Source organism: Streptomyces sp. NPDC004539 (assembly GCF_040610055.1).
Classification (GTDB): Bacteria; Actinomycetota; Actinomycetes; order Streptomycetales; family Streptomycetaceae; genus Streptomyces.
On record NZ_JBEXLS010000029.1, the window covers coordinates 1 to 22957 of the forward strand.

The 22957-nt window shown below is 71.6% G+C and carries 19 protein-coding genes; 11 read left to right on the forward strand and 8 right to left on the reverse strand.

All coding sequences use genetic code 11. From position 1 onward, the window contains the following. Positions 1–660: 660 nt before the first annotated feature. The gene (locus ABZX85_RS40670) at positions 661–2691 is read left to right on the forward strand and encodes an LCP family protein (protein WP_355880967.1); all 2031 of its coding nucleotides are present in this window, start codon (positions 661–663) and stop codon (positions 2689–2691) included. On the opposite strand, the gene ABZX85_RS40675 is transcribed toward ABZX85_RS40670, so the two are convergent. Continuing rightward, positions 2681–3709, reverse strand: a complete 1029-nt coding sequence (locus ABZX85_RS40675; RefSeq protein ID WP_355880969.1) for a glycosyltransferase family 2 protein — start codon at positions 3707–3709, stop codon at positions 2681–2683. The two genes, ABZX85_RS40670 and ABZX85_RS40675, sit on opposite strands and share 11 nt — an antisense overlap. Before the next feature lie 122 nt (positions 3710–3831). Between ABZX85_RS40675 and ABZX85_RS40680 the strand changes: the two genes are divergently transcribed. The 4 genes from ABZX85_RS40680 (at position 3832) to ABZX85_RS40695 (ending at position 10499) form a co-directional block, all read left to right on the forward strand. Continuing rightward, positions 3832–5256 carry an LCP family protein gene (locus ABZX85_RS40680; RefSeq protein ID WP_355880970.1) on the forward strand — a complete coding sequence of 475 codons (1425 nt, stop codon included), beginning with the start codon at positions 3832–3834 and terminating at the stop codon, positions 5254–5256. A gap of 135 nt (positions 5257–5391) precedes the next feature. Next, entirely contained in the window at positions 5392–6714 is a 1323-nt protein-coding gene (locus ABZX85_RS40685) for an LCP family protein (protein ID WP_355880972.1), read from the forward strand. Beyond that, positions 6707–7333, forward strand: a complete 627-nt coding sequence (locus ABZX85_RS40690) for an HAD-IA family hydrolase (RefSeq protein ID WP_355880974.1) — start codon at positions 6707–6709, stop codon at positions 7331–7333. Before ABZX85_RS40685 ends, ABZX85_RS40690 begins: the two co-directional genes overlap by 8 nt. Positions 7334–7454: 121 nt before the next feature. After that, the gene (locus tag ABZX85_RS40695; RefSeq protein WP_355880976.1) at positions 7455–10499 is read left to right on the forward strand and encodes a S8 family serine peptidase; all 3045 of its coding nucleotides are present in this window, start codon (positions 7455–7457) and stop codon (positions 10497–10499) included. A gap of 61 nt (positions 10500–10560) precedes the next feature. Here the strand turns inward: ABZX85_RS40695 and ABZX85_RS40700 are convergent, their stop codons facing one another. Beyond that, the gene (locus ABZX85_RS40700; protein ID WP_355880977.1) at positions 10561–11352 is read right to left on the reverse strand and encodes an SAM-dependent methyltransferase; all 792 of its coding nucleotides are present in this window, start codon (positions 11350–11352) and stop codon (positions 10561–10563) included. A gap of 258 nt (positions 11353–11610) precedes the next feature. Between ABZX85_RS40700 and ABZX85_RS40705 the strand changes: the two genes are divergently transcribed. Beyond that, on the forward strand, positions 11611–13044 hold the full coding sequence (locus ABZX85_RS40705) for a DUF4157 domain-containing protein (RefSeq protein ID WP_355881280.1): 1434 nt from the start codon (positions 11611–11613) through the stop codon (positions 13042–13044). A gap of 18 nt (positions 13045–13062) precedes the next feature. Here the strand turns inward: ABZX85_RS40705 and ABZX85_RS40710 are convergent, their stop codons facing one another. Continuing rightward, positions 13063–13422, reverse strand: a complete 360-nt coding sequence (locus tag ABZX85_RS40710; RefSeq protein WP_355880979.1) for a VOC family protein — start codon at positions 13420–13422, stop codon at positions 13063–13065. Between the two features lie 197 nt (positions 13423–13619). Between ABZX85_RS40710 and ABZX85_RS40715 the strand changes: the two genes are divergently transcribed. Then, entirely contained in the window at positions 13620–14117 is a 498-nt protein-coding gene (locus ABZX85_RS40715; RefSeq protein ID WP_355880986.1) for a CGNR zinc finger domain-containing protein, read from the forward strand. A gap of 291 nt (positions 14118–14408) precedes the next feature. Here the strand turns inward: ABZX85_RS40715 and ABZX85_RS40720 are convergent, their stop codons facing one another. Further along, positions 14409–15752: a UDP-glucose/GDP-mannose dehydrogenase family protein gene (locus tag ABZX85_RS40720; RefSeq protein ID WP_355880988.1), complete on the reverse strand. Its 1344-nt coding sequence runs from the start codon at positions 15750–15752 to the stop codon at positions 14409–14411. A gap of 168 nt (positions 15753–15920) precedes the next feature. Here ABZX85_RS40720 and ABZX85_RS40725 point away from each other — a divergent pair, with 168 nt between their 5' ends. The 3 genes from ABZX85_RS40725 (at position 15921) to ABZX85_RS40735 (ending at position 17925) form a co-directional block, all read left to right on the forward strand. Next, the gene (locus tag ABZX85_RS40725; RefSeq protein ID WP_355880991.1) at positions 15921–17084 is read left to right on the forward strand and encodes an acyl-CoA dehydrogenase family protein; all 1164 of its coding nucleotides are present in this window, start codon (positions 15921–15923) and stop codon (positions 17082–17084) included. Between the two features lie 67 nt (positions 17085–17151). Then, positions 17152–17535 (forward strand): VOC family protein, encoded by a 384-nt coding sequence (locus tag ABZX85_RS40730; RefSeq protein ID WP_355880994.1) that lies wholly within the window; start codon positions 17152–17154, stop codon positions 17533–17535. A gap of 12 nt (positions 17536–17547) precedes the next feature. Further along, the gene (locus ABZX85_RS40735; RefSeq protein ID WP_355880997.1) at positions 17548–17925 is read left to right on the forward strand and encodes a VOC family protein; all 378 of its coding nucleotides are present in this window, start codon (positions 17548–17550) and stop codon (positions 17923–17925) included. Here the strand turns inward: ABZX85_RS40735 and ABZX85_RS40740 are convergent. The 4 genes from ABZX85_RS40740 to ABZX85_RS40755 all read right to left on the reverse strand — a co-directional run bounded on the left by ABZX85_RS40740 (position 17873) and on the right by ABZX85_RS40755 (position 22205). Next, positions 17873–19117: a dipeptidase gene (locus tag ABZX85_RS40740; protein WP_355881000.1), complete on the reverse strand. Its 1245-nt coding sequence runs from the start codon at positions 19115–19117 to the stop codon at positions 17873–17875. The genes ABZX85_RS40735 and ABZX85_RS40740 overlap by 53 nt on opposite strands. A 198-nt stretch (positions 19118–19315) precedes the next feature. Beyond that, positions 19316–20512, reverse strand: a complete 1197-nt coding sequence (locus ABZX85_RS40745) for a dipeptidase (RefSeq protein WP_355881283.1) — start codon at positions 20510–20512, stop codon at positions 19316–19318. Positions 20513–20544: 32 nt separating this feature from the next. Beyond that, on the reverse strand, positions 20545–21069 hold the full coding sequence (gene purE, locus ABZX85_RS40750; RefSeq protein WP_355881003.1) for a 5-(carboxyamino)imidazole ribonucleotide mutase: 525 nt from the start codon (positions 21067–21069) through the stop codon (positions 20545–20547). After that, entirely contained in the window at positions 21066–22205 is a 1140-nt protein-coding gene (locus ABZX85_RS40755) for a 5-(carboxyamino)imidazole ribonucleotide synthase (RefSeq protein WP_355881006.1), read from the reverse strand. The genes purE and ABZX85_RS40755 overlap by 4 nt, the downstream gene beginning before the upstream one ends. A gap of 197 nt (positions 22206–22402) precedes the next feature. On the opposite strand from ABZX85_RS40755, the gene ABZX85_RS40760 reads away from it, so the two are divergent. Then, a complete protein-coding gene (locus tag ABZX85_RS40760; protein ID WP_355881009.1) occupies positions 22403–22930 on the forward strand; it encodes a GtrA family protein in 528 nt (175 codons plus the stop codon). Positions 22931–22957: the final 27 nt, after the last annotated feature.

Sequence of the window (22957 nt, forward strand, 5' to 3'; positions counted from 1 at the left end):
CCACCCCAGCGGGGGGGCCCCCCCCCCTGCCCCCCGGCCGGGGTACCGCCCCGGTGGCCCACGCCCAAAATCCCCGGCCGGGGGGGGGGGGGGGGGGCCGGGGTGTGTGGGGCGGGGGGGGGTGTTTCCGGGTGCCGTTCTCGGGTGCTCTCAGGTGCTGCTCGGGTGTCCGTTCCCGGGTCCGCCCGGGTGCCGTTCCCGGGTCCGCCCAGGTGCCGTTCCCGGGTCCGCCCGGGTTCGCTCGGGTGCCGTTCCCAGGTCCGCCCAGGTGCCGTTCCCAGGTGGCGGGGCTGCGGACGGGGTCGTGTCGTGCTCGTGTCGGAAAGTGTTGGCACGGGCGGGGTGCGGAGGCTGGCGGCTTGGGCTTGGCACCGGGGGAACTGGAGGTCCGGAGCCGCCGGCTTCGGCGGGGTCTCGGCCGGTGCGGTCGGTCGGTCCGTGATCCGTCGGTTTGCCCGGGAGCTGTGTGGGCGTGGGGTTCGCCCATGCTCTCGGTAAGAGAACGGTAAAAGGGTCGTGGTGTCGCCAGGGGTGGGAACCCGGGGCGCTGTCGGCCGTCTTGTACAACGCGCGGGCGCTCCCGTGTGTCTCAGAAGGTGACGCGGGCGACGCACCGGGTCGGGCGGGCTCGGGGTGGTCTCGGGCCGGGGAGGGCAGGGGATGGCGCAGAGCAGTGCGGTAGAGGGGGAGGCGTCCGCGGAGGAGACGCCGTCGGAGAAGGCGGCTGTCGCCGAGGGCATCGCCGGAGGGGCGTCCGCGGAGGAGACGTCTTCCGAAGGGGAGTCCGGGGGGAAGGGGTCCGCCGGGAAGGAGTCCGCCGCGGAGGTGTCCGGGGCTGAGGTGTCTCCCGAGGATGCCTCCTCCGAACACGCCTCGGCCAAGGGTGCCACCTCCGAGAACGCCCCGGCCAAGGACGCCTCCTCAGAGAACGCCACCTCCGAGAACACCGCCTCCAAGAGCACCTCGGCCCAGAACGCCGGCTCCAAGGGCGCCACCTCCAAGAACACCTCGGCCAAGGCCCCCTCCTCCAAGAACGCCTCGGCCGAAACCGACGCCCCCGACGCCGAGGCGGTCTCCGGCAAGGGCGCCCCCGTGGCCTCCGCCGTCGCCAAAGCCGTACCGCCCAGCAAGTCCACCCCCGCCGACCCGCCCCCCACCTCCAAGCGCCGGACCCGGCGGCGGCGGATACTTCGCTGGTCCGCCAGCGTGCTCGCCGTCGTCATACTCGGCACCGCCGGCGCGGGCTACCTGTACTACCAGTACCTGAACGGCAACATCCGCAGCGAGGATCTGAATCTGGGCGATGCCAAGGACAGAGCCGCGACGACGAAGGCCAACGCCGCAGGGCAACGCGCGTTGAACATCCTGCTGATCGGGTCGGACGCGCGGGACACGGCGGAGAACCAGAAGCTGGGCGGGGCGAAGGACACGTTCGGGGGGCCGCCGCTGGCGGACGTGCAGATGCTGCTGCACGTGTCGGCGGACCGGAGCAACATGTCGGTGGTGAGCATGCCGAGGGACACGCTGCTGGACATCCCCAAGTGTTCCGATCCTGATGGCAAGAAGACGTACGAGGCCAGTACGCGGGCGATGACCAACGAGTCACTCGGGCGAGGCGGGCCCGGCTGCACCGTCGCGACCTGGGAGAAGCTCACCGACATCCACATCGACCACTTCATGATGATCGACTTCGCCGGCGTCGTATCGATGGCGGACGCGGTCGGCGGCGTACCCGTCTGTGTGGACGCGAACGTCTACTCGCACACCTCGACCGGCAAGGGCTCGGGGCTGAAGCTTCCCGAGGGCACGCACTCCGTGAAGGGGCAGCAGGCGTTGCAGTGGCTGCGGACCCGCTACGGCTTCGAGGACGGCAGTGACCTCGGCCGGGCCAAGGCGCAGCACATGTACATGAACTCGATGGTCCGCGAGCTGCGCTCGAACGCGAAGCTGACGAACCCGAACACGCTGCGCAAGCTCGCGGAGGCCGCGACGAGCGCGATCACCGTGGACACCGGCCTGGACAGCATCACGAAGATGTACGACCTGGCGACGGAGCTCCAGAAGGTCCCGACCGACCGGATCACGATGACGACGATGCCGAACCGGTACGTCGGCGCCCGCGTCGAGCCGACGGAGGACGCGGACAAGCTGTTCCGCCTGGTCCGCGAGGACATCGCGCTGGACGGCAAGGACACGGCGAAGGCGAGCGGCTCACCGAGCCAGAGCGCGAGCCCGAGTCCGAGCGCCCCCGCCGTCACCCCCGTCTCCTCCCCCGACGGCCAGATCGCGGTGCAGGTCCACAACGGCACCCGTACCGACATGCTGGGCTCCGTCCGGGGCCGGGCCACGGCGGTCACGCAGACGCTGACGTCGAAGGGGTTCACGCAGGCCGTGGCCGACCCGTCCGCCGCGACCTCCGAGCCGACGACCGTCGTCCGCTACCCGAGCGCCGACCTCCAGGGCAACGCGCTGCGGATCGCGCAGGCGCTGGGCATCCCCGCGAGCGCCGTACAGAAGTCCACCGACGTCTCCGGTGTGACGCTGGTCGTCGGGGCGGACTGGCGGACGGGGACGACGTACCAGGCGCCGAAGGCCGAGCCGGTGGACAACACCGCGCCGGACACGGCCCAGGCGATCAACGCGGCGGACACGAGCCAGTGCATGCACGTGGACCCGTCGTTCAGCTGGTGAGGACCGCCGGTCGGCGGGACGCGATGACCTTCCTGGCCAGCGATTTGGGGCTGGTCAGGAAGCCGAGGCCCCAGCACATGTGCATGGTGGCGAGGGCGACCGGGATCTGCGCGCGGGCCTTGAGCCCGAGCCCCTTCCCGGCGGGCAGCGACCCGGCAACGATCGCCGCGAGGTAGGCGCCGGGGACCGCGAGGGCGTACGGGGTGACGAGGGCGCCCAGCACGACGCCGAGGGCGATCGCGACGACGGCCGTGGGCGGCGCCAGGTACCGGAGATTGATGGAACCGGCGTGGTAGCGGGCGACGACGTGCCGCCAACGGCCGTAGTCCTTGTACTGCTTGGCCAGCGCCTTGACCGACGGGCGGGGGCGGTACGACACCCTCAGCTCCGGCGAGAACCAGATCAGGCCGCCCGCCTCGCGGATGCGGAAGTTCAGCTCCCAGTCCTGGGCGCGGATGAACTCCTCGTTGTAGCCGCCCTGTTGCTCCAGGGCCTCGCGGCGGAAGACGCCGAGGTAGACCGTCTCCGCCGGGCCCGCCTGACCGCCCGTGTGGAACGCCGCGTTGCCCACGCCGATCTTCGACGTCATCGCGGCGGCGACGGCGCGCTCCCAGTCGTTCTCGCCCTCGGCGTGCATGATCCCGCCGACGTTCTGCGCGCCGGTCTCCGCCAGCAGGCGGACGGCGGTGGCGATGTAGTTCGGGGAGAGCATGCCGTGGCCGTCGACGCGGACGACGATCGGGTGGCGGGACGCCTTGATCGCGGCGTTCAGCGCGGCGGGGGTGCGGCCGGTCGGGTTCGGGACCGTGTGCACGCGCTTGTTCTTGTTCGACGCGGTTTCGGCGACGAGCTGGGCCGCGATCTCGTCCGTACGGTCCTGGGAGGGGCCGAGGGCGATCACGACCTCCATCTCACCGTCGTAGGCCTGGGCGAGGATCGCCTCGACGGCGCCACGCAGGTGCCGCTCCTCGTTGAGGACCGGCATGATCACGGACACAGCGGGGGGCATGGCGTTCATAGGGGGCTCACGTTACCGCGAACGGGGGACAGCGATGCGCGCCGCCGTCGTCCGAAGATCGTATGGGCCTACGGTGCTCACGGCTCCCCCACGTACGGCCGCCGCCCGGAGGTGTCCCCCACATGCCCGCTTCCCCCCGCCCCCGTCGTCGCCGCCCGCCGCGCCGCCGTACGCGTCCGCGCTGGGCGCTGCGGCTGACGACCACCCTGTCCGTCGTCGTGCTGGCCTCGGCCGGGATCGGGCACTCGGTGGTGGCCACGCTGGACGCGGACATCGCGCGCGTGGACCCGTTCAAAGACATGAAGAACCGGCCGCGCGCGGGGCACGGGATGAACGTGCTGCTCGTCGGGACCGACGGGCGGGACAAGATCAGCGAGGACGAGCGGCGGAAGTACCGGCTCGGCGGGGCGCCCTGCCACTGCACGGACACGATCATGATCGTGCACATCTCGGAGGACCGGGACCGGGCCAGCGTCGTCAGCCTGCCGCGCGACAGTTACGCGGAGACGCCGCCGCACACCGACGAGACCACCGGGCAGCACCACAAGGGGCACCCGATCCGGATCAACGCGGCGTACGCGGAGGGCGGGCCGCAGCTGACCGTGCGGACCGTCGAGCACATGACGGGCGTGAAGATCGACCACTACATGGAGGTCGACTTCACCAGCTTCATGAAGACGGTGGACGTTCTCGGCGGGGTGAAGATCTGCACGTCGGAGCCGTTGCGGGACTCCTACACCGGGCTGAACCTCTCCCCCGGCACGCACACCCTGCTCGGCGGCGAGGCCCTCCAGTACGTCCGCTCCCGGCACGCCGACGCCTCCTCCGACCTCGGGCGGATGAAGCGGCAGCAGCGGTTCCTGGCGGCCCTCGTGGACCGGACGACGTCCTCCGGCATCCTCTTCAACCCGCTGCGGTTCCGGGACGTGACGCGGGCGGTGCTGGGGTCGGTGCGCGCGGACCGGGGGTTCGGGACGGACGAGCTGATCGACCTCGGGCGGGCGATGCGGAACTTCTCGCCGTCGTCCTCGGAGTTCATGACCGTCCCCATCGGGCAGATGGGGTTCGCGGTCAAGGGCATCGGCTCCACCCTCAAATGGGACCCCGTCCGCTCCGCCCGCGTCTTCCAGGCGCTGCGTGACGACAAGCCCCTCGCCACCGCCCGCCCCCGTGCCGCCGCCGTCCCCGTCGTGGACGTCGCCCCCTCCGAGATCCGCGTCCAGGTCGAGAACGGGTCCGGCACCGACGGCCTCGGCCGGCGCGCCGACACCGCCCTCTCCTCGGCCGGCTTCCACACCACCGGCAAGCCGGTCACCTCCGCCTCCCGCGTCACCCACACGGTCATCCAGTACGACCCCCGCTGGGACCGCTCCGCACGATCGCTCGGCGTCGCGCTGCCGGGCAGCGAACTGCGCGCCGTGAAGGGGCTGGGGGCGACGCTGAAGGTGATCGCGGGGGCGGGGTTCGAGGTGCGGAAGGTGCGGGTGCGGGAGGGGGAGGTGGGGGTGGTCCGGGGGGACGAGGTGGGATGCGGGGGTCAGGGGTGATTGTCGCGACCGTCACGTTGCCCCCTGTATGAACCCGTGAACGAAGCGGGACTTTGTGTCGGCTTGGCAACAGGGGGGGTGTGATTTTCCGACGGGTCTTGTATGGGGTGCGGGACCGACCGGCAGACTGTGCGTATGAACGATTGGCCCGAGGGATGGTCCGGTGACGACCGAGGTGGCCGTGGTGGCGCCGGTGGCGGTCACGGTTACGGCAGTGCGAGCGCACAACCCGAGGGTGCTCGGGTGATGCGGCAGGTGCGGAGGGGCGGGCAGTCGGCTCCGCCGCCGCCGGGGTACGGGGTACCGCCTCAGCAGCAGTCGTATCCGGGGCAGTCGTACCAGGATCAGTATCAGGGGCAGGGGCAGCCCCAGTACCTCGATCAGGGCGGGCCCCAGAGCGACGGGTACGACGGGTACAACACCGGCCAGGTGTACGGCGGTGGCGGCGGCGGTCAGGGTGCCGGGAGCGGGCGGCCCGCTCCCAACTGGCGCAAGCGCGTCAAGTGGGGGGCCATCGTCGTCGTCGGCGTGCTTGTCGTCACGACTGTTGGGACGTACTTCTGGGCCGATGGGAAGCTTCGGCGGGAGGTCGATCTGTCGAAGGTCATCGACCGGCCCTCCGGCGGGGACGGGACGAATTATCTGATCGTCGGGTCGGACAGCCGGGAGGGCATGTCCGCCGAGGAGAAGAAGAAGCTGCACACCGGGTCCGCCGAGGGGAAGCGGACGGACTCGATGATGATCCTGCACGTCGGGGGGAACGGCGACACGCTGATCTCGCTGCCGCGCGACTCGGACGTGGAGCTGCCCTCGTTCGTCGGGTCGGAGTCCGGCAAGACGTTCCCGGGGACCGGCAAGCGCATCAAGCTGAACGCCGCGTACGCCACGGACGGTCCCGAACTGCTCGTGCGGACCGTGGAGTTCAACACCGGGCTGCGTATCGACCACTACGTCGAGATCGGGTTCGCCGGGTTCGCCAACATCGTCGACGCGGTCGGCGGTGTCGAGATCACCATCGACAAGGCGTTCAAGGACAAGTACTCCGGCGCCGACTTCCAGGCCGGCAAGCAGAAGCTGAACGGCGAGGAGGCGCTCGCCTTCGTCCGTACCCGGCACGCGTTCGCCGCCTCCGACCTCCAGCGGACGAAGAACCAGCAGAAGTTCCTCGCGGCGCTGGCGCACGAGGTCGCGACGCCGGGGACGATCCTGAACCCGTTCGCGCTGTACCCGACGCTGGGCGCGGGGCTGGACTCGCTGATCGTCGACAAGGACATGTCCCTGTGGGACCTCGGCTCGATGTTCTTCGCGATGAAGGGCGTCAACGGCGGCGACGGCACGTCCATGAACATGCCGATCTCCGGCTCCTCCGGCGGCAACCTCGTCTGGGACAAGGCGAAGGTCAAGCAGCTCGTGCAGGAGCTGAACAACGACGAGAAGGTCACCGTCACCAGTGAGTGAGGCCACCCCCGGCAGACCGTTCGACGCGGTCCTGTGCGACGTCGACAACGTCGTCCGACGCTTCGACAACTCCGGCGTCCACGCCCTGGAGCGCGCGGCGGGCCTGGCGGAGGGGACGACGTTCAAGGTCGCGTTCGCCCCGGAGACCGCCCGCCCGCTGGTCCTCGGCCACATCACCGGCCAGGAGTGGGTCGGCGTCATCGCCGAGGGGCTGACCGGTCTGGTCGACGCGTCGACCGCCTGGGATCTCGGCCGCGCCCTCCTGGAGTCCCCGTTCCAGGCGGACGACGCCGTCGTCACCCTCCTGCGCCGCGCGCGCGTCCACGTCCCGCTGGTGCTGGTCACCAACGCGTCGGTGGAACTGGAGGCGGACCTCGCCGAGATGCAGCTCACCGACCTCGCCGACCACGTCGTCAGCAGTGCGCGCGTCGGTCTCGCGAAGCCCGATCCGCGGATCTACCACCTCGCCGCCCAGTCGGCCGGAGTGCCCCCGGAGCGCTGCCTGTTCGTGGACGACACGCTGGAGAACGTCGAGGCGGCGACGGCGCTCGGGATGTCGCCGGTGCACTTCCGGGAGGCGGCGGACCTGGAGCGGGCGCTGGAGCCGCTGTTCGCGTGAGCTGTGAAACTCCTGTGAAGCTCTTGAGTTCTCAAGATTATCTGCTTTCCCCGCCAGCTCCCGCGTAACAGGATGACGGTCGACTCGGGGGACTCGACCACTCCTAGGGGGAAGGCACACCTTGTCCCAGCACCACCCCGGCCGGCGCCGCAGAGCGGCCCTGCTGGTTCCTCCCACACTCGTCGGCGCCCTCGTCCTGGCGTCCGGCACGCCCGCACTCGCGCAGCCGACGCAGGATCAGCCCGTCGCCGGCGCCGCGCAGAAGTCGTACTCGGCCGGCATCTACTTCGTGCAGCTCGCCGAGCAGCCCGTCGCCACCGACCCGGCGACCGCGGCGAAGCCCGGCACCCGGCTGAACACCGCGACCGCCGCCGTCCGCGACCACGTCCGCAAGCTGAATCAGGAGCGCGACGAGGTCCTCGACGCGGTCGAGGGCGTCAAGCCGCTCTACAGCTACCACCTCCTCCTCAACGGCTTCGCCGCGAAGCTGACGGCGAACCAGGCGGCGGAACTCGCCCGCACGCCCGGTGTCCTCGGGCTGACCCGGAACGTGATGAGCCACCCCACGGCCACCACGACCACCGGCGCCGGCGCAAAGGCCGGTGCCAAGGCCGGTGCCCTCCCCGCCGCCGACACCGCCGACTTCCTCGGCCTGAAGAAGCCCGGCGGCCTCTACTCGAAGATCCCCGGCGGGCAGGCGAACGCGGGCGCGGGCGTCATCCTCGGCGACCTCGACACCGGCATCGACACCGCCAACCCGTCCTTCGCCGCGCTCCCCGAGCCCCGCCCCGACCAGGCGGTCATCGACGCGAAGTGGAAGGGCGTCTGCGACCCCGGCCAGGACCCGGCGCACCGCGTGACCTGCAACAACAAGGTCATCGGCGCCCAGTACTTCAACAAGAGCATCACGGACCCGAAGGAGAACGACTGGCCGTCCCCGCTGGACGGCGAGTCGCACGGCTCCCACACCGCGAGCACCGCCGCGGGCAACGCGGACGTCGCCGCGAGCGTCCCCGACAGCGGGATATCCGGCACGGAGATATCCGGCATCGCCCCGGCCGCCCGGATCGCCGCCTACCGCGTCTGCTACACGGACGGCTGCGGGACCGTCGACATCGTCGCCGCCATGGAGAAGGCGGTCGCGGACGGCGTCGACGTCATCAACTACTCGCTCGGCGGCCCCAACACCGAGCTCGCGAGCCGTCCCGAGTACCTGGCGATGCTGAACGCGGCCCGCGCCGGCGTCTTCGTCTCCGCCTCGGCCGGCAACTCCGGCCCCGGCACCGCCTCCAACGGCGTCCCGTGGGTGACGACCGTCGCCGCCTCCAGCCACGACATCGGCTACCAGGGCGCGGTGACCCTCGGCGACGGCAAGAGCTACAGCGGCGTCAGCATCGCCGGTGCCGGTGTGCCGTCCGCCCCGCTCGTCGACGGCGCGAAGGCCGCGAAGAGCGGCGGGGACGCGGCCAAGTCGGCTCAGTGCCTGCCGGACAGCCTCGACCCGGCGAAGGTCGAGGGCGCGATCGTGGTCTGCGCGCGCGGCGGCAGCGCCCGCACCGACAAGAGCGCGCAGGTGAAGGCGTCCGGCGGGGTCGGCATGGTGCTGTACAACCCCCTCGCGACGGACGAGGAGATCGCCGACGCGCACACGATCCCGAGTGTCCACCTGAACAAGGCGGACGGCGAGGCCGTGAAGGCGTACGCGGCCGGCGCCGGCGCCACCGCGACGCTCGCGGCGGCTCGGTCCGTGCACCAGGAGGCCCCGGTGGTCGCCGGGTTCTCCTCCTCGGGCCCCGACCTGAACAGCGGCGGCGACCAGCTGAAGCCCGACATCACCGCGCCCGGCGTGGACGTCGTCGCGGCCGTCGCCCCCGGCACCCCCGGCTTCGCGGGCGAGCAGGGCATCATGTCCGGTACGTCCATGTCGGCCCCGCACGTCTCCGGGCTCGCGCTGCTGCTGCGTCAGCTGCACCCGAAGTGGACGCCGATGGAGGTCAAGTCGGCGCTCATGACGACCGCGACCACCAAGGACAACGCGGGCAAGCCGATCCAGCGGGCCGGCGGCACCGTCGCCACCCCGCTCGACTACGGCTCCGGGCACGTCGTGCCGAACAGCGCGGCCGACCCCGGGCTGGTCTACAACTCGACGGCCGCGGACTGGGTCTCCTACCTCTGCGCGATCGGCCAGCCGCCGGTGACGACCGACGGGCGCGACGTCTGCGCCCAGGTGCGCAAGACCGACCCCAGCGACCTGAACACGCCGTCGATCTCGATCGGCGACCTGGCGGGCGTCCAGACCGTGACCCGCACGGTCACGAACGTCTCCGGCACGACCGGCGTCTACACGGCGAGCCTGGAGACCCCGGCCGGGTACAGGGCGACGGTCTCCCCGAAGACCCTGACCGTGCTGCCGGGCCGCTCGGCGACGTACAAGGTGACCTTCACCCGGACCAGCGCCGCGTACGGCAAGTGGGCGTTCGGGTCGGTCAGTTGGGCCGACAAGCAGCACAAGGTGCGCTCCGTGGTCGCGCTGCGGGCGGCCGAGGTGAACGCGGCGGCCTCGGTCTCCGCGCGGGGTGCCAAGGGGTCCGTCGCGCTCACGCCGAAGGCGGGATTCGCCGGGACCCTCACGACGGCCGTGAACGGGCTGTACGCCGGGACGACGAGGACGGGCACCCTCACGGGGGCCGGTGACGTCGACCCGTCCAAGCCGTCCGCGCACACCGCCGCGAGCACGCTGACCGTCCCCGCCGGGACCGCTCTCGCGCGGGTCGCGATCGTGTCGTCCGACTTCAAGGCCGGCAGCGACGTCGACCTGTGGGTCGTCGACAAGGACGGCAACGTCGTCTCCTCGCCGGCCGCCGGGAACAGCGAGCACGCCGACCTGGCGCCGGGCACCTACGACGTCTACGTCAACCAGGCGCTCGCGCCGGCCGGTTCCGGCAGCCAGAAGTACACGCTGCACACCTGGCTGATCGGGAAGAACGGCAAGCCGGAGCAGAAGGCGGGTGTCGCGCCGGCCTCGCAGAAGGTGAAGCAGGGGGCGCTCGCGAAGTCCACGGTGTCCTGGAAGGGGCTGAAGTCCGGGCGGGTCTATCTCGCGCTCGTGACATACGCGGACGGGAAGAAGAACGTCGGGAGCACGACGCTGACGGTCACCCCGTAAGGGGAGTCACCCAAGGGGGGCGGACGTCCGGTCATCGCACTGGGGGTCCGCCCCTCCCGTGTCACTTCTTGCGGGCCACCCCCGCGAAGTGCGTCACCGCCCCGATGTCCGCCCCCGGCCCCTCCGGGCGCCAGCGGGTGCAGGTCACCACGCCCGGGTCGAGGAGTTCGGTGCCCTCGAAGAGGCGGATCAGCTCGGCGCGGCTGCGCAGGGCCATCGGGGCCGAGCCCTGGGCGTTCCAGTAGCCGACGGCCTCGCTCATCGCCGGGCCGTCGACCTCGGTCGTCGGGTGGGAGATGACGATGTGGCTCCCCGGGGCCACGGCGTCCAGGAGGCGGCGGACGATCGAGGCGGCCTCGTCGGTGTCGAGGACGAAGTTGAGGATGCCGAGGAGGGTGAGGGCGACCGGGCGGCCGAGGTCGAGCGTCGCGGACGCCTTCCGCAGGATCGTCTCCGGGTCGTGGATGTCGCCCTCGACGAAGACGGCCGCGCCTTCCGGTGTGCTCGTCAGCAGCGCGTGCGCGTGGGCGAAGACGAGCGGGTCGTTGTCGACGCAGACGACCCGGCAGGCGGGGTTCACGCGCTGCGCGATCTCGTGCGTGTTGTCGGTGATGGGCAGTCCGGTCCCGATGTCCAGGAACTGCCGGATGCCGATGTCCCCGGCCAGATGGCGGACGGCCCGCGCGAGGAAGCGCCGGTCCGCGACCGCGGAGCGGGGCAGCGCCGGGACCAGCGCGACGATGTGGTCACCGACCTCCGCGTCGACCGGATAGTGGCCCATCCCGCCGAGCCAGTAGTTCCATATCCGGGCGGAGTGCGACACATCGGACCGGAAGTGAGAAGTCCCGAGCATGGGTTCCAAGGTAGATCCGGAAAGCCGTTTCCGGGGTCGTCTTTCGGACACCAGTTTCCCGTTCCCGGCCCTCGGACGGGCGTCCGTGCCGTGCGGCACCCCTCCGGATCACGTGACGGTCTGCCCCTGAGGGAAGCCGGACTGCCCCTTCGTCCCTCGTGTCCGGAATACGTGTGCTGGTAGACAGGGAGGGTCGACCACAGGAAGCAAGGAGCCGGTGTGCGAGCACGCAGCAGTCGGGATGACGCGCGGGAGAGCGTGACGGGGCCGGCGGCGGGGGCGGCGAGACGGCCGGCGGTCGCCGCCGGCGGGCCGCTGGGCTTGCAGCCGGTGATCGGGAACGCCGCCGTCGTCCAGATGCTGCGGGGCGCCGGGGAGGCGGACGGGCACCGGCACGGCGCGGGGTGCGGGCACGACGAGGAGACCGCCGTGCAGCGGTCCGCCGTGCACGGGGTGCTGCGCGGGAGCGGGCGTCCGCTGGACCCGACCGTCCGCAGCGACATGGAGGGGCGGCTCGACGCGGACTTCTCCGACGTACGGCTGCACACCGGGGCCGCGGCGAGGCGGTCCGCCGCGGAGATCGGGGCGCGGGCCTACACGTCCGGGAACCATGTCGTCATCGGGCAGGGGGGCGGGGACCGGCACACGCTCGCGCACGAGCTGACGCATGTCATCCAGCAGCGGCAGGGGCCGGTGTCCGGGACGGACCACGGGAACGGGCTGTCGGTCTCCGATCCGGGGGACCGGTTCGAGCGGGAGGCCGAGGCGAACGCGCGGCGGGTGATGCGGGGGCCGGGGGTGGTGCGTGAGGGGGGCGCCGAGGGTGCCGGGGGTGCCGGGGCTGTTCAGCGGGCTGTCGGCGGGGAGCTGGAGGGGGCTCGGGGGCTGGAGGGGGCTCGGGCTTTCGAGGGGGCCGGGGCCGCCGTGCAGCGGATGAAGCGGACCCGGGACGAGCAGGAGAACGCCGGCGGGCAGGTGTCCGCGGACGCGGTGAACCTGATCGCCGCGTCCGACGAGGACACGTACGCCGGCGGGAAGGGGCGGAAGATCCCCAAGACGCCGGAGGAGGCGGCCTGTTGGGAGTGGGCCGTGCGGGCCGCCGCGGACTCCGGCGGGCTCGACCGGGGCGAGTACTGGAGCTACCTCATCAGCCTCGGCGACGAGGAGAGCGTGCGGGAACTCGACCAGGTGGAGCCCGCCGTCCGCGCGGACCTGAACCGGCTGCGGGGGGACGTGACGGCCGCGGGCATGAACATCGACTTCGACAATCTCGACCCCCAGCACGACGAGACCCAGATCCGGACCCTCATGGACCGGGCGGTCCGGGTCTTCGTACGGGCCCACGGGCTCCAGATCGACGACGCGAATCCGGCGGGCTGGATCATGTGCCACTACAAGATGGACGGTTCGTTCGGCACGCCCGAGCACTTCTGGATCGAGCTGCCGAAGCCGAACGGGGGGCGGGTCCTGCTCCAGACCGTCCCGGACATCCCCTACATCGAGGCGGGCGGCACGAACCTGCGCTGGCACGACCCCGACAGCGTGGAGGAGCGGCAGCACGACCACGAGGCGTACGCGACCATCGAGGTGCCGGTCGCGGCGCTCAAGGGGCGGCACTCCGAGATCATCAACGGGATTCTGGAGCGGCAGCGGCGGACCCGGCGGAAGGCGGGGACTTCTTCGGGGTCGTAGGGGTGGGGTGCGCGGGCGTCAGTCCCGGCAGAGGCAGAACGGGTGCCCCGCCGGGTCCGCGTACACCCGAAAACCCCGCTCCCTGTCCTCCGCGTCCAGCGGTTTCGCCCCCAGCGCGAGGGCCTCCTTCTCGGCCGTGTCCAGGTCGGAAACGGTCAGGTCGAGGTGGAACTGCTGGGAGTGGTCGCCCGAGGGCCAGGCCGGGGCGGTGTGGCCGGGGGCCTGCTGGAAGGCGAGGGCCGGGCCGGTGGGGAGTATGAGGGTGATCCAGTCGTCGTCGCCCTCCAGCGTGCCGCCGAGGAGGTAGGCGTAGAAGCCGGCGAGTGTCCGGGGGTCGGGGCAGTCGAGGACGACGGTGCCGAGGGCAGCTGTGGGCATGGGGTTCCTCCGTGAGTGTTACCTGTTGGTGGCACCTTGCGGTAACCGCGTTACCTGATGCTGCCCCATAGGGGGTAACGTCGCAAGGGGGATCACAGAAGGCGGTTAGCGTTCAGCCATGAGTGAGAGTCGCGCGCGGGAGTCGTACGAGGCCGCGGGGCAGGAGTCGTCCGCCGTCGAGGGCCGGAGTGTCGGCCGTGGCTGAGAGATCCCCCGCCCCGGGGGGCCTCGCGCTCATCGAGGCCCTCGTCAACACGCTGGACATCGAGACGGGTGCGGACGCGCTGGACCGGCCGGAGATCAGGCGCGAGCTGGGTGTGACCGATCTGCCGGCGGCCCGCGAACTCCGCGAGTCGCTCCGTGCCGTCCTCCTCGCGCACGCCGGCCATCCCCCGCACCGCGCGGTCACCCCCCTCACGGACCTCCTGTCCACGGCCCCCCTCACCCTCGCCGTCGCCCCGGACGGCACCGCCCACCTCACCCCCGCCGACCCCCACTCCCTCCCCTCCCGAGTCGCCTCCGCCATCACCGACTCCCTCCTCACCCACACCTGGCCCCGCCTCAAAGCCTGCGAGTCCCCCACCTGCCACTGGGCCTACTACGACCGCAGCCCCGCGGGGCGCAGCCGCTGGTGCTCGATGCAGGTCTGCGGGGCGCGGGCGAAGATGCGGCGCTACCGGGCGAAGGACGCCTGACGCGGGCCCCGGCGGCGCCCCGCCGAGCGGTGCGGAGGTTCCTCTTGCCGGCTTCACGGGCCGAGGCCGCGATCGTCCTGGCGACCGCGCACAGGGCGGGCCTGGCGCCCTGACCGGCTCAGGCGGCGGCGCGAGGGGCCATCAGCCGCGCCGACCACACATCACTCACCCCTCAGGGGCGCGGGGAACTGCGCGAACACCCCCCACCCACCCGCACGCACGTCTCCTCCCGCCACCCACCGGCCACCCCCGAACCCACCGGGCCCGCACCCACCCCAAAACCCAGCCCCCTCAAGCCGTAGGCCGCCCCATCCCCCGGTAGACCCACCCCGCCTTGCGCCACACCGCCGGGTCCAGTGCGTTGCGGCCGTCCAGGATCACGCGTTCGCGGGCGACCTCTCCCAGCGCGGCGGGGTCGAGTTCGCGGAACTCTCGCCATTCCGTGAGGTGGAGGACGACGTCGGCGCCGCGGACGGCGTCCAGCGCCGAGTCCGCGTAGGCCAGCGTCGGGAAGAGGCGGCGGGCGTTGGGCATGCCCTTGGGGTCGTAGACGGTGACCTGCCCGCCCTGGAGGTGTATCTGACCGGCGACGTTGAGGGCGGGCGAGTCGCGGACGTCGTCCGAGTCGGGCTTGAAGGCGGCGCCGAGGACGGCGACCCGCTTGCCGAGGAAGGCCCCGCCGCCGAGCGCCTCGCGGGCCATCTCGACCATCTGCCCCCGCCGCCGCATGTTGATGGAGTCGATCTCGCGGAGGAAGGTCAGCGCCTGGTCGGCGCCCAGTTCACCGGCGCGGGCCATGAAGGCGCGGATGTCCTTGGGGAGGCAGCCCCCGCCGAACCCGATCCCGGCCCGCAGGAACTTGTGCCCGATCCGGTCGTCGTACCCGATCGCCTCCGCGAGCTTGACGACGTCCCCGCCGGCGGCCTCGCACACCTCGGCCATCGCGTTGATGAACGAGATCTTCGTCGCGAGGAACGAGTTCGCGGAGGTCTTGACCAGCTCGGCGGTGGGGAAGTCGGTCACGACGAACGGCGTCCCGGCGGCGACCGGCGCCGCGTACACCTCGCGCAGCAGCCGCTCGGCCCGCTCGCTGCGCACCCCGACGACGACCCGGTCGGGCCGCAGCGTGTCCCGCACGGCGAACCCCTCCCGCAGGAACTCGGGGTTCCAGGCCAGCTCGGCACCGGCCCCGGCGGGCGCGTGCGCGGCGAGGTACGCGGCGAGCCGCTCGGCGGACCCGACGGGCACCGTCGACTTCCCGACGACCAGCGCGGGCCGGTCCAGATGCGGCGCGAGCGAGGCGACCGCGGACTCGACGTACGACATGTCGGCGGCGTACTCGCCATGCCGCTGGGGCGTGTTGACGCACACGAAGTGGACGTCCCCGAAGGCCGCGACCTCGGCGAAGTCCATGGTGAACCGCAGCCGCCCGGACGACCCCTCGATCCCGGCGACGTGCCTGCGCAGCAGCTCTTCGAGACCGGGCTCGTACATCGGGACCTCGCCCCGCTGGAGCATCTCGATCTTCTCCGGCACGACGTCGAGCCCGAGCACCTCGAACCCCAGTTCGGCCATCGCCGCCGCGTGCGTCGTACCGAGGTAACCGGTGCCGATCACGGTGATCTTGAGGCTCATGGGGGCTCCACAGGGTTCGGCCGGACGTGCGCTGCCTGAGCATAGTCGGGGCGTGCGCACCCCCCTCACCGGGCAGATTCCCCCTTGTCGCGTACCTCACGTATCCGTCCTGTGGACGGCCCCCTAAACTTTGAGTTACTTAACGGTAATTAGCGTCGTCTGGAGTGAATGACCTTGGCCGGATCGGCTGATTTCGACCTGTACCGCCCGTCCGAGGAGCACGACATGCTCCGCGACGCGGTCCGCGCGCTCTCCGAGGCCAAGATCGCGCCGTTCGCCGCCGCGGTCGACGAGGAGGCCCGCTTCCCCCAGGAGGCGCTGGACGCCCTCGTCGCGAACGACCTGCACGCCGTGCACGTCCCGGAGGAGTACGGCGGTGGCGGCGCCGACGCGCTGGCCACGGTCATCGTCATCGAGGAGGTGGCCCGCGTCTGCGTGTCGTCCTCCCTGATCCCGGCGGTCAACAAGCTCGGCTCGCTCCCGGTGATCCTCTCCGGCTCCGAGGAGCTGAAGAAGAAGTACCTCGGCCCGCTGGCCAAGGGCGACGCGCTGTTCTCGTACTGCCTCTCCGAGCCGGACGCCGGTTCGGACGCGGCCGGGATGAAGACCCGCGCGGTCCGCGACGGCGACCACTGGATTCTCAACGGCGTCAAGCGCTGGATCACCAACGCGGGCGTCTCCGACTACTACACGGTCATGGCGGTCACCGACCCCACGCAGCGGTCCAAGGGGATCTCCGCGTTCGTCGTCGAGAAGTCGGACGAGGGCGTCTCCTTCGGCGCCCCCGAGAAGAAGCTCGGCATCAAGGGGTCCCCGACCCGCGAGGTCTACTTCGACAACGTCCGCATCCCCGCGGACCGCATGATCGGCGAGGAGGGCACCGGTTTCGCCACGGCGATGAAGACCCTCGACCACACCCGCATCACCATCGCCGCCCAGGCCCTCGGGGTCGCCCAGGGCGCCTTCGACTACGCCAAGGGCTACGTCAAGGAGCGCAAGCAGTTCGGCAAGGCCATCGCCGACTTCCAGGGCATCCAGTTCATGCTCGCGGACATGTCCATGAAGATCTCCGCCGCCCGCGCCCTGACCTACCAGGCCGCCGCAGCCTCCGAACGCCTCGACGCCGACCTCACCTACCTCGGCGCCGCCGCCAAGTGCTTCGCCTCGGACGTCGCGATGGAGGTCACCACCGACGCGGTCCAGCTCCTCGGGGGGTACGGGTACACCCGTGACTATCCGGTGGAGCGGATGATGCGGGACGCGAAGATCACGCAGATTTATGAAGGCACGAACCAGGTCCAGCGGATCGTCATGGCGAGGAACCTGCCGTAAATCGGTTCCGCCGTCCGGCCCCCGGTGTCCATGATGCCGGGGGCCGGACTCTGTTCAGGGGGACCTCGTGAAGCTCACCGCCGTCACGCTCGACTGTGCCGATCCTGTCGCGCTCGCCGCGTTCTACCGGGAGGCGACCGGGTGGGAGACGCATCCGGAGTCCGATGCGGAGTTCGCGGGGCTGGTGACTCCCGACGGGCTCTTCGTCGGGTTCCAGCGGGTGGCGGGGTATCGCGCGCCGACCTGGCCGGACCAGTCGGGCGTGCCCCAGCAGTCGCATCTCGACTTCGACGTGGAGGACGCGGAGGACCTGGAGGCGGCGGTGCGGCGGCTGCTGGCGCTGGGGGCGGTGCGGGCGCCGAACGGTCCGCGGGAGGGCCGGTGGCGTGTGCTTCTGGACCCGGCGGGGCATCCGTTCTGTCTGTCGGAGCGCAAGGGCTCGTCGAGCTGAGGGGTGTGTCCCATGTCCGCTGTCGGGCGTTTCCGTTCCGTGGTCGTCGACTGCCCCGATCCGCTGGGGCTCGCCGAGTTCTACGCGGCGGTGCTCGGGGGTGAGGTGGCGGCAGAGGCGGACGACTGGGTCGTCCTGTACGTCACCGGCGGGCCCCGCCTCGCGTTCAACCTCGCCCCGGACCACGTCCCCCCGGTCTGGCCCGCCCGCGCCCACGACCAGCAGCAGTTTCACATCGACGTCGACGCCGGGTCCACGTGGGCGGAGGTCGACGAGGCCGAGCGGCGGGTGCTGGCGCTGGGGGCACGGGCCGTGCGGCGGGCGGACGAGGACGGGTTCAGGGTGTTCCTGGACCCGGCCGGGCATCCGTTCTGCCTGTGCCGGATCTGACCGGCGCGGGGCCCGTACCGGTGCCCGGCCGGCCGTCCAGTTCCTCCCTGGTCGCCGTCGACGGTTCCCGGCGGTCCTGGGCGGCGCGGGAGAGGAAGTCGGCGCTGCGCAGGACGCGTTGGAGGTTCTCCCAGGTGAGGAGGGCGATGTCGGAGTCGGGCCAGCCCCGGCGGAGGAGTTCGGTGATGAGGTGGGGGTAGGCGGAGGGGTCGGGGAGGCCCTCGGGGTGGGCGGCCGGGGAGTCGTAGACGCCGGAGAGGGCGACGGACGCCGGGCCCGCGACCGCGCGGATGTGGTCGAGGTGGTCGGCGACGTCCTCCAGGGCGGGGCCGGTCTGGTCCGCCGTCAGCGGGACCATGCAGACGCCCTTGGCGCGGCCGAGGGCGGCGAGGAGGTCGTCGGAGAGGTTGTCGGGGTGGGGGCGCAGCGCCCGGGCGGCCGAGCGGGTGCACAGCACCGGGCTCTTGGAGAGGGCCAGCGCGCGGACGATCGTCGCGTCGGAGGCGCCGGAGAGGTCCGGGACGACACCGAGGCGGTTCATCTCGCGCACGACCTCCTCACCGAACCGGCTGAGCCCCGCCTCGCTGGCCCAGCTCGTGCCGGCGAGGGTGAGGGCGCGCAGCCCGAGGGAGTGCAGGACGCGCAGGACGGCGAGGGAGTCGTCCAGGGCGGGGGCGCCGGCGGGGCCGAGGAGGACGGCGACGCGGCCACAGTTGCGGGCGTCGATGACCTGCCCGGCGGTGCGGGCCGTGCGCAGGCCCTCGGGGTGGGCGGCGACGATCGCGCGGACGAGGTCGATCTGCTCCAGGGTGACGGCGACGGGGCGGTCGGTGGGCCTGGGCAGGTGCAGGGCCCAGAGCACGGCGCCGACCTGGCCCTCTCTGAGGCGGGGGATGTCGGTGTCGACGCCGGTCTCGCCGAGTTCGAGGTCGTACCAGGGGAGTCCGCGCAGGGCCCAGGGGAGGGTGCCGTGGCCGTCGGCGACGGGGTGGTCGGCGAGGAGCTGCCGGGCTCGGGCGAGGGGGGCGGGGGGATAGGGGGTGTCGGTGGCGGTGTCGTTCTCAGCGACGCCGGACGCCTCGCCCACGTTCATACCGGCCGGCATCTCGTCCGTCACGCCCCCGAAGGGCTCCTCCAGCGGCGTCTCGCCGACCGCGGTGGTGGGGTGCAGTTCGTCCTGGAGTTCTGCCATGAGGGGGCTCCGTACGTCGTGATCGGCGTCGTGATCAGCGGTACGGCAACCGTCGCACGGGGCGGGGCGGGTCTCACGGTGGACGGGGCGTTCGGGGGTACGCGACCTGTTTTCGCCGCGCGCCCCGCGGTACGCCCCTCAAGAGACCCCGCCGGGCGCCCCGCAGGAGACCCCGCCGCGCGCCCGGCGCCCCCTCCCCTACCCGACCCCGTCCAGCTCCTCGATCCGCGCCGTCGACGCCCCCCGCGTCCCTTGAGTCCCCCGCGCCACGTCCTCCGCCGCGCCCAGTACGCGGACCGCGTTCTGCCAGGTCAGCTTCGCGAGGTCGGTGCGGGACCAGCCTCGGTCGAGGAGTTCGGTGAGGAGGTTGGGGTAGCCGGAGACGTCCCGGAGGCCGTCCGGGGTGAAGGCGGTGCCGTCGTAGTCGCCGCCGATGCCGAGGTGGTCGACGCCCGCGGCCTCACGCATGTGGTCGAGGTGGTCGGCGACGGTGGAGACGGTCGCGACGGGGCGGGGGTTCGCCTCCTCGAAGGCCCGGTGGAGGGCCATCGCCTCGGGCGTGGTGGCGAGGTGGTGGAAGCCGTGGGAACGCAGGTTCTCGTCCGCCGCGACCGTCCAGTCGACCGCCGCCTGGAGGACGAACTTCGGAACGAACGTCACCATCGCCATGCCGCCGTTCGCGGGGAGGCGTTCGAGGACGTCGTCCGGGATGTTGCGGGGGTGGTCGCAGACCGCGCGGGCGGAGGAGTGCGAGAAGATCACCGGCGCGGACGACGTGTCGAGGGCCGCCCTCATCGTCGTGGGCGCCACGTGGGAGAGGTCGACGAGCATGCCGAGGCGGTTCATCTCGCGGACGACCTCGTGCCCGAACGGCGAGAGCCCGCCGACGTTCGGGACGTCCGTCGCGGAGTCGGCCCAGGCGATGTTGTCGTTGTGGGTGAGCGTCATGTAGCGCACGCCGAGGGCGTACAACCCCCGTAGCGTGCCGAGGGAGTTGGCGATGGAGTGCCCGCCCTCCGCGCCCATCAGCGACGCGATCCGGCCCTCCGTACGCGCCGCCTCCATGTCCGCCGCGCTGTACGCGGCCCGCAGGGCGTCCGGGTGGCGGTCGATGAGCCGCCGTACGCAGTCGATCTGCTCCAGCGTCGCCGGGACCGCGTCGGGCAGGTCGGAGCGGACGTACACGGACCAGTACTGCGCCCCCACCCCGCCCTCCCGCAGCCTCGGCAGGTCGGTGTGGAGGTGAGCGTCCTGGCGTACGGAGATGTCGCGCGCGCCGAGGTCGTAGTGGACCTGCTCGCGCAGCGCCCAGGGGAGGTCGTTGTGCCCGTCGACGACGGGGAACTCGGCGAGAAGCTCCGCCACGGCCTCCCGCGACCGGCTGCCGCCCGCCACCCCCGCGTCCCCGGTCCCGCCCGCCCCGGCGCTCACTTGCCGAACCCGAAGGACCCCTTGGCCCCCTCGACCTTGGCGCGCAGGCGCTTGCCCTTCTCGGTGGCCTGGTCGTTCAGCTCCTGCTGGAAGTCCCGCATGCGCCCGAGGAGTTCCTCGTCGTGCGCGGCGAGAATCCGCGCGGCGAGCAGCCCCGCGTTGCGCGCGCCCCCGACGGACACGGTCGCCACCGGCACCCCGGCCGGCATCTGCACGATCGACAGCAGCGAGTCCATGCCGTCCAGGTACTTCAGCGGCACGGGCACCCCGATCACCGGCAGCGGGGTGACCGACGCGAGCATCCCCGGAAGGTGCGCCGCTCCCCCGGCCCCCGCGATGATCACCTTCAGCCCGCGCTCCGCCGCCCGCTCCCCGTACGCGATCATCTCGTGCGGCATACGGTGCGCCGAGACGACGTCCACCTCATAGGCGACCTCGAACTCGTCGAGCGCCTGCGCCGCCGCCTCCATGACGGGCCAGTCGGAGTCGGAACCCATGACGATGCCTACGACGGGGCTCATTCGGTGATCGTGCCTCTCAGGTAGCCGGCCGCATGGTGGGCGCGGTCGAGGGTGTCGGCGAGGTCGGTGCCGTAGGTGTTGACGTGGCCGACCTTGCGGCCCGGCTTGACGTCCTTGCCGTACATGTGGATCTTCAGCTGGGGGTCGCGGGCCATGCAGTGCAGGTACGCGGAGTACATGTCGGGGTAGTCGCCGCCGAGGACGTTGACCATGACGGTCCACTTCGCGCGGGGGCGGGGGTCGCCGAGGGGGAGGTCGAGGACGGCCCGGACGTGGTTGGCGAACTGGGACGTGATCGCGCCGTCCTGGGTCCAGTGGCCGGAGTTGTGGGGGCGCATCGCGAGTTCGTTGACGAGGATGCGTCCGTCGCGGGTCTGGAAGAGCTCGACGGCGAGGTGGCCGACGACGCCGAGTTCCTTGGCGATCGTCAGGGCCATCTCCTCGGCCCTCAGGGCGAGTTCCTCGTCCAGCTCGGGGGCCGGCGCGATGACGGTGTCGCAGACGCCGTTCACCTGCCGGGACTCGACGACGGGGTAGGCGACGGCCTGGCCGTGCGGGGAGCGGACGACGTTGGCGGCGAGCTCGCGGACGTAGTCGACCTTCTCCTCGGCGAGGACGGGGACGCCGGCGCGGAAGGGGTCCGCCGCGTCCTCGGGGCCGTCGACGACCCAGACGCCCTTGCCGTCGTACCCGCCCCGGACGGTCTTGAGGACGACGGGGAAGCCGTCGCCCTCGGCGGCGAACGCGGCGACGTCCGCCGGGTCGCTCACGATGCGGTGCCTCGGGCAGGGGACGCCGATCGCGGTGAGCTTCGCGCGCATCACGCCCTTGTCCTGCGCGTGCACGAGCGCGTCCGGGCCGGGGCGGACGGGGATGCCGTCGGCCTCCAGGGCCCGGAGGTGCTCCGTGGGCACGTGTTCGTGATCGAACGTGATCACGTCGCAGCCCCGGGCGAAGTCGCGCAGCGTGTCCAGGTCGCGGTAGTCGCCGATGACGACATCGCTCACCACCTGGGCCGCGGAGTCCTGCGGGGTGTCACTGAGAAGCTTGAACCTGATGCCCAACGGGATGCCCGCTTCGTGCGTCATACGCGCGAGCTGGCCGCCGCCGACCATGCCGACTACCGGAAACGTCACACCCCCAGGGTATCGGCCACGCCGTCCGGCCGGTCCGCCGCGCCTCTTACCGCCGGTTTCCCTCGCTCATACCCGCAGTTTCCCCACTGCTTCCCGAGCTGTTTCCAACCCGTGAGGTCGACCACAGGAAACCTCCATCGGGGGTGGTTAGCATGGCTGGGTTGACGAAACCGACCCGGACGGGGGCTTGTACGAGCATGGAACACGGTTCCACGGGGCATGCTTCCGGATTCCGCCGCATCATCCGCGAGGTGGCGAAGTTCGGTGCGGTGGGAGGGGCCGGGCTGCTGGTCAACCTCGCCGTCTTCAACCTCGTACGGCAGGTCACCGACCTTCAGGTGGTCCGGGCGAGTGTGATCGCGACGGTCGTCTCGATCATCTTCAACTACGTCGGGTTCCGGTACTTCACGTACCGTGACCGGGACAAGAGCGGGCGGACCAAGGAGCTGACGCTCTTCATGTTCTTCTCGGTGATCGGGATGGTCATCGAGAACGGTGTGCTCTACGTCGCGACGTACTCGTTCCACTGGGACAGTCCGCTCCAGAGCAACGTCTTCAAGTTCGTCGGCATCGGGATCGCGACGCTGTTCCGGTTCTGGTCGTACCGGACGTGGGTGTTCAAGGCGACGCCGGGGGCGGAGGCGGTGGCCGGGGCCGAGGCGATCCTGGAACAGCGGTCGGCTACGACGACGACTGCTGCGGCACGGGTGGGCGAGCGGGCGTAACCGCCACCTCACCGAACCGCCACCTCA

Bases quoted from the DNA above. Each gene is read 5' to 3' on its own strand.
- ABZX85_RS40670 (WP_355880967.1), top strand. From the start codon at position 661: ATGGCGCAGAGCAGTGCGGTAGAGGGGGAGGCGTCCGCGGAGGAGACG.
- ABZX85_RS40675 (WP_355880969.1), bottom strand. From the start codon at position 3,709: ATGAACGCCATGCCCCCCGCTGTGTCCGTGATCATGCCGGTCCTCAAC.
- ABZX85_RS40680 (WP_355880970.1), top strand. From the start codon at position 3,832: ATGCCCGCTTCCCCCCGCCCCCGTCGTCGCCGCCCGCCGCGCCGCCGT.
- ABZX85_RS40685 (WP_355880972.1), top strand. From the start codon at position 5,392: ATGAACGATTGGCCCGAGGGATGGTCCGGTGACGACCGAGGTGGCCGT.
- ABZX85_RS40700 (WP_355880977.1), bottom strand. From the start codon at position 11,352: ATGCTCGGGACTTCTCACTTCCGGTCCGATGTGTCGCACTCCGCCCGG.
- ABZX85_RS40710 (WP_355880979.1), bottom strand. From the start codon at position 13,422: ATGCCCACAGCTGCCCTCGGCACCGTCGTCCTCGACTGCCCCGACCCC.
- ABZX85_RS40720 (WP_355880988.1), bottom strand. From the start codon at position 15,752: ATGAGCCTCAAGATCACCGTGATCGGCACCGGTTACCTCGGTACGACG.
- ABZX85_RS40725 (WP_355880991.1), top strand. From the start codon at position 15,921: ATGACCTTGGCCGGATCGGCTGATTTCGACCTGTACCGCCCGTCCGAG.
- ABZX85_RS40735 (WP_355880997.1), top strand. From the start codon at position 17,548: ATGTCCGCTGTCGGGCGTTTCCGTTCCGTGGTCGTCGACTGCCCCGAT.
- ABZX85_RS40740 (WP_355881000.1), bottom strand. From the start codon at position 19,117: ATGGCAGAACTCCAGGACGAACTGCACCCCACCACCGCGGTCGGCGAG.
- purE (WP_355881003.1), bottom strand. From the start codon at position 21,069: ATGAGCCCCGTCGTAGGCATCGTCATGGGTTCCGACTCCGACTGGCCC.
- ABZX85_RS40760 (WP_355881009.1), top strand. From the start codon at position 22,403: ATGGAACACGGTTCCACGGGGCATGCTTCCGGATTCCGCCGCATCATC.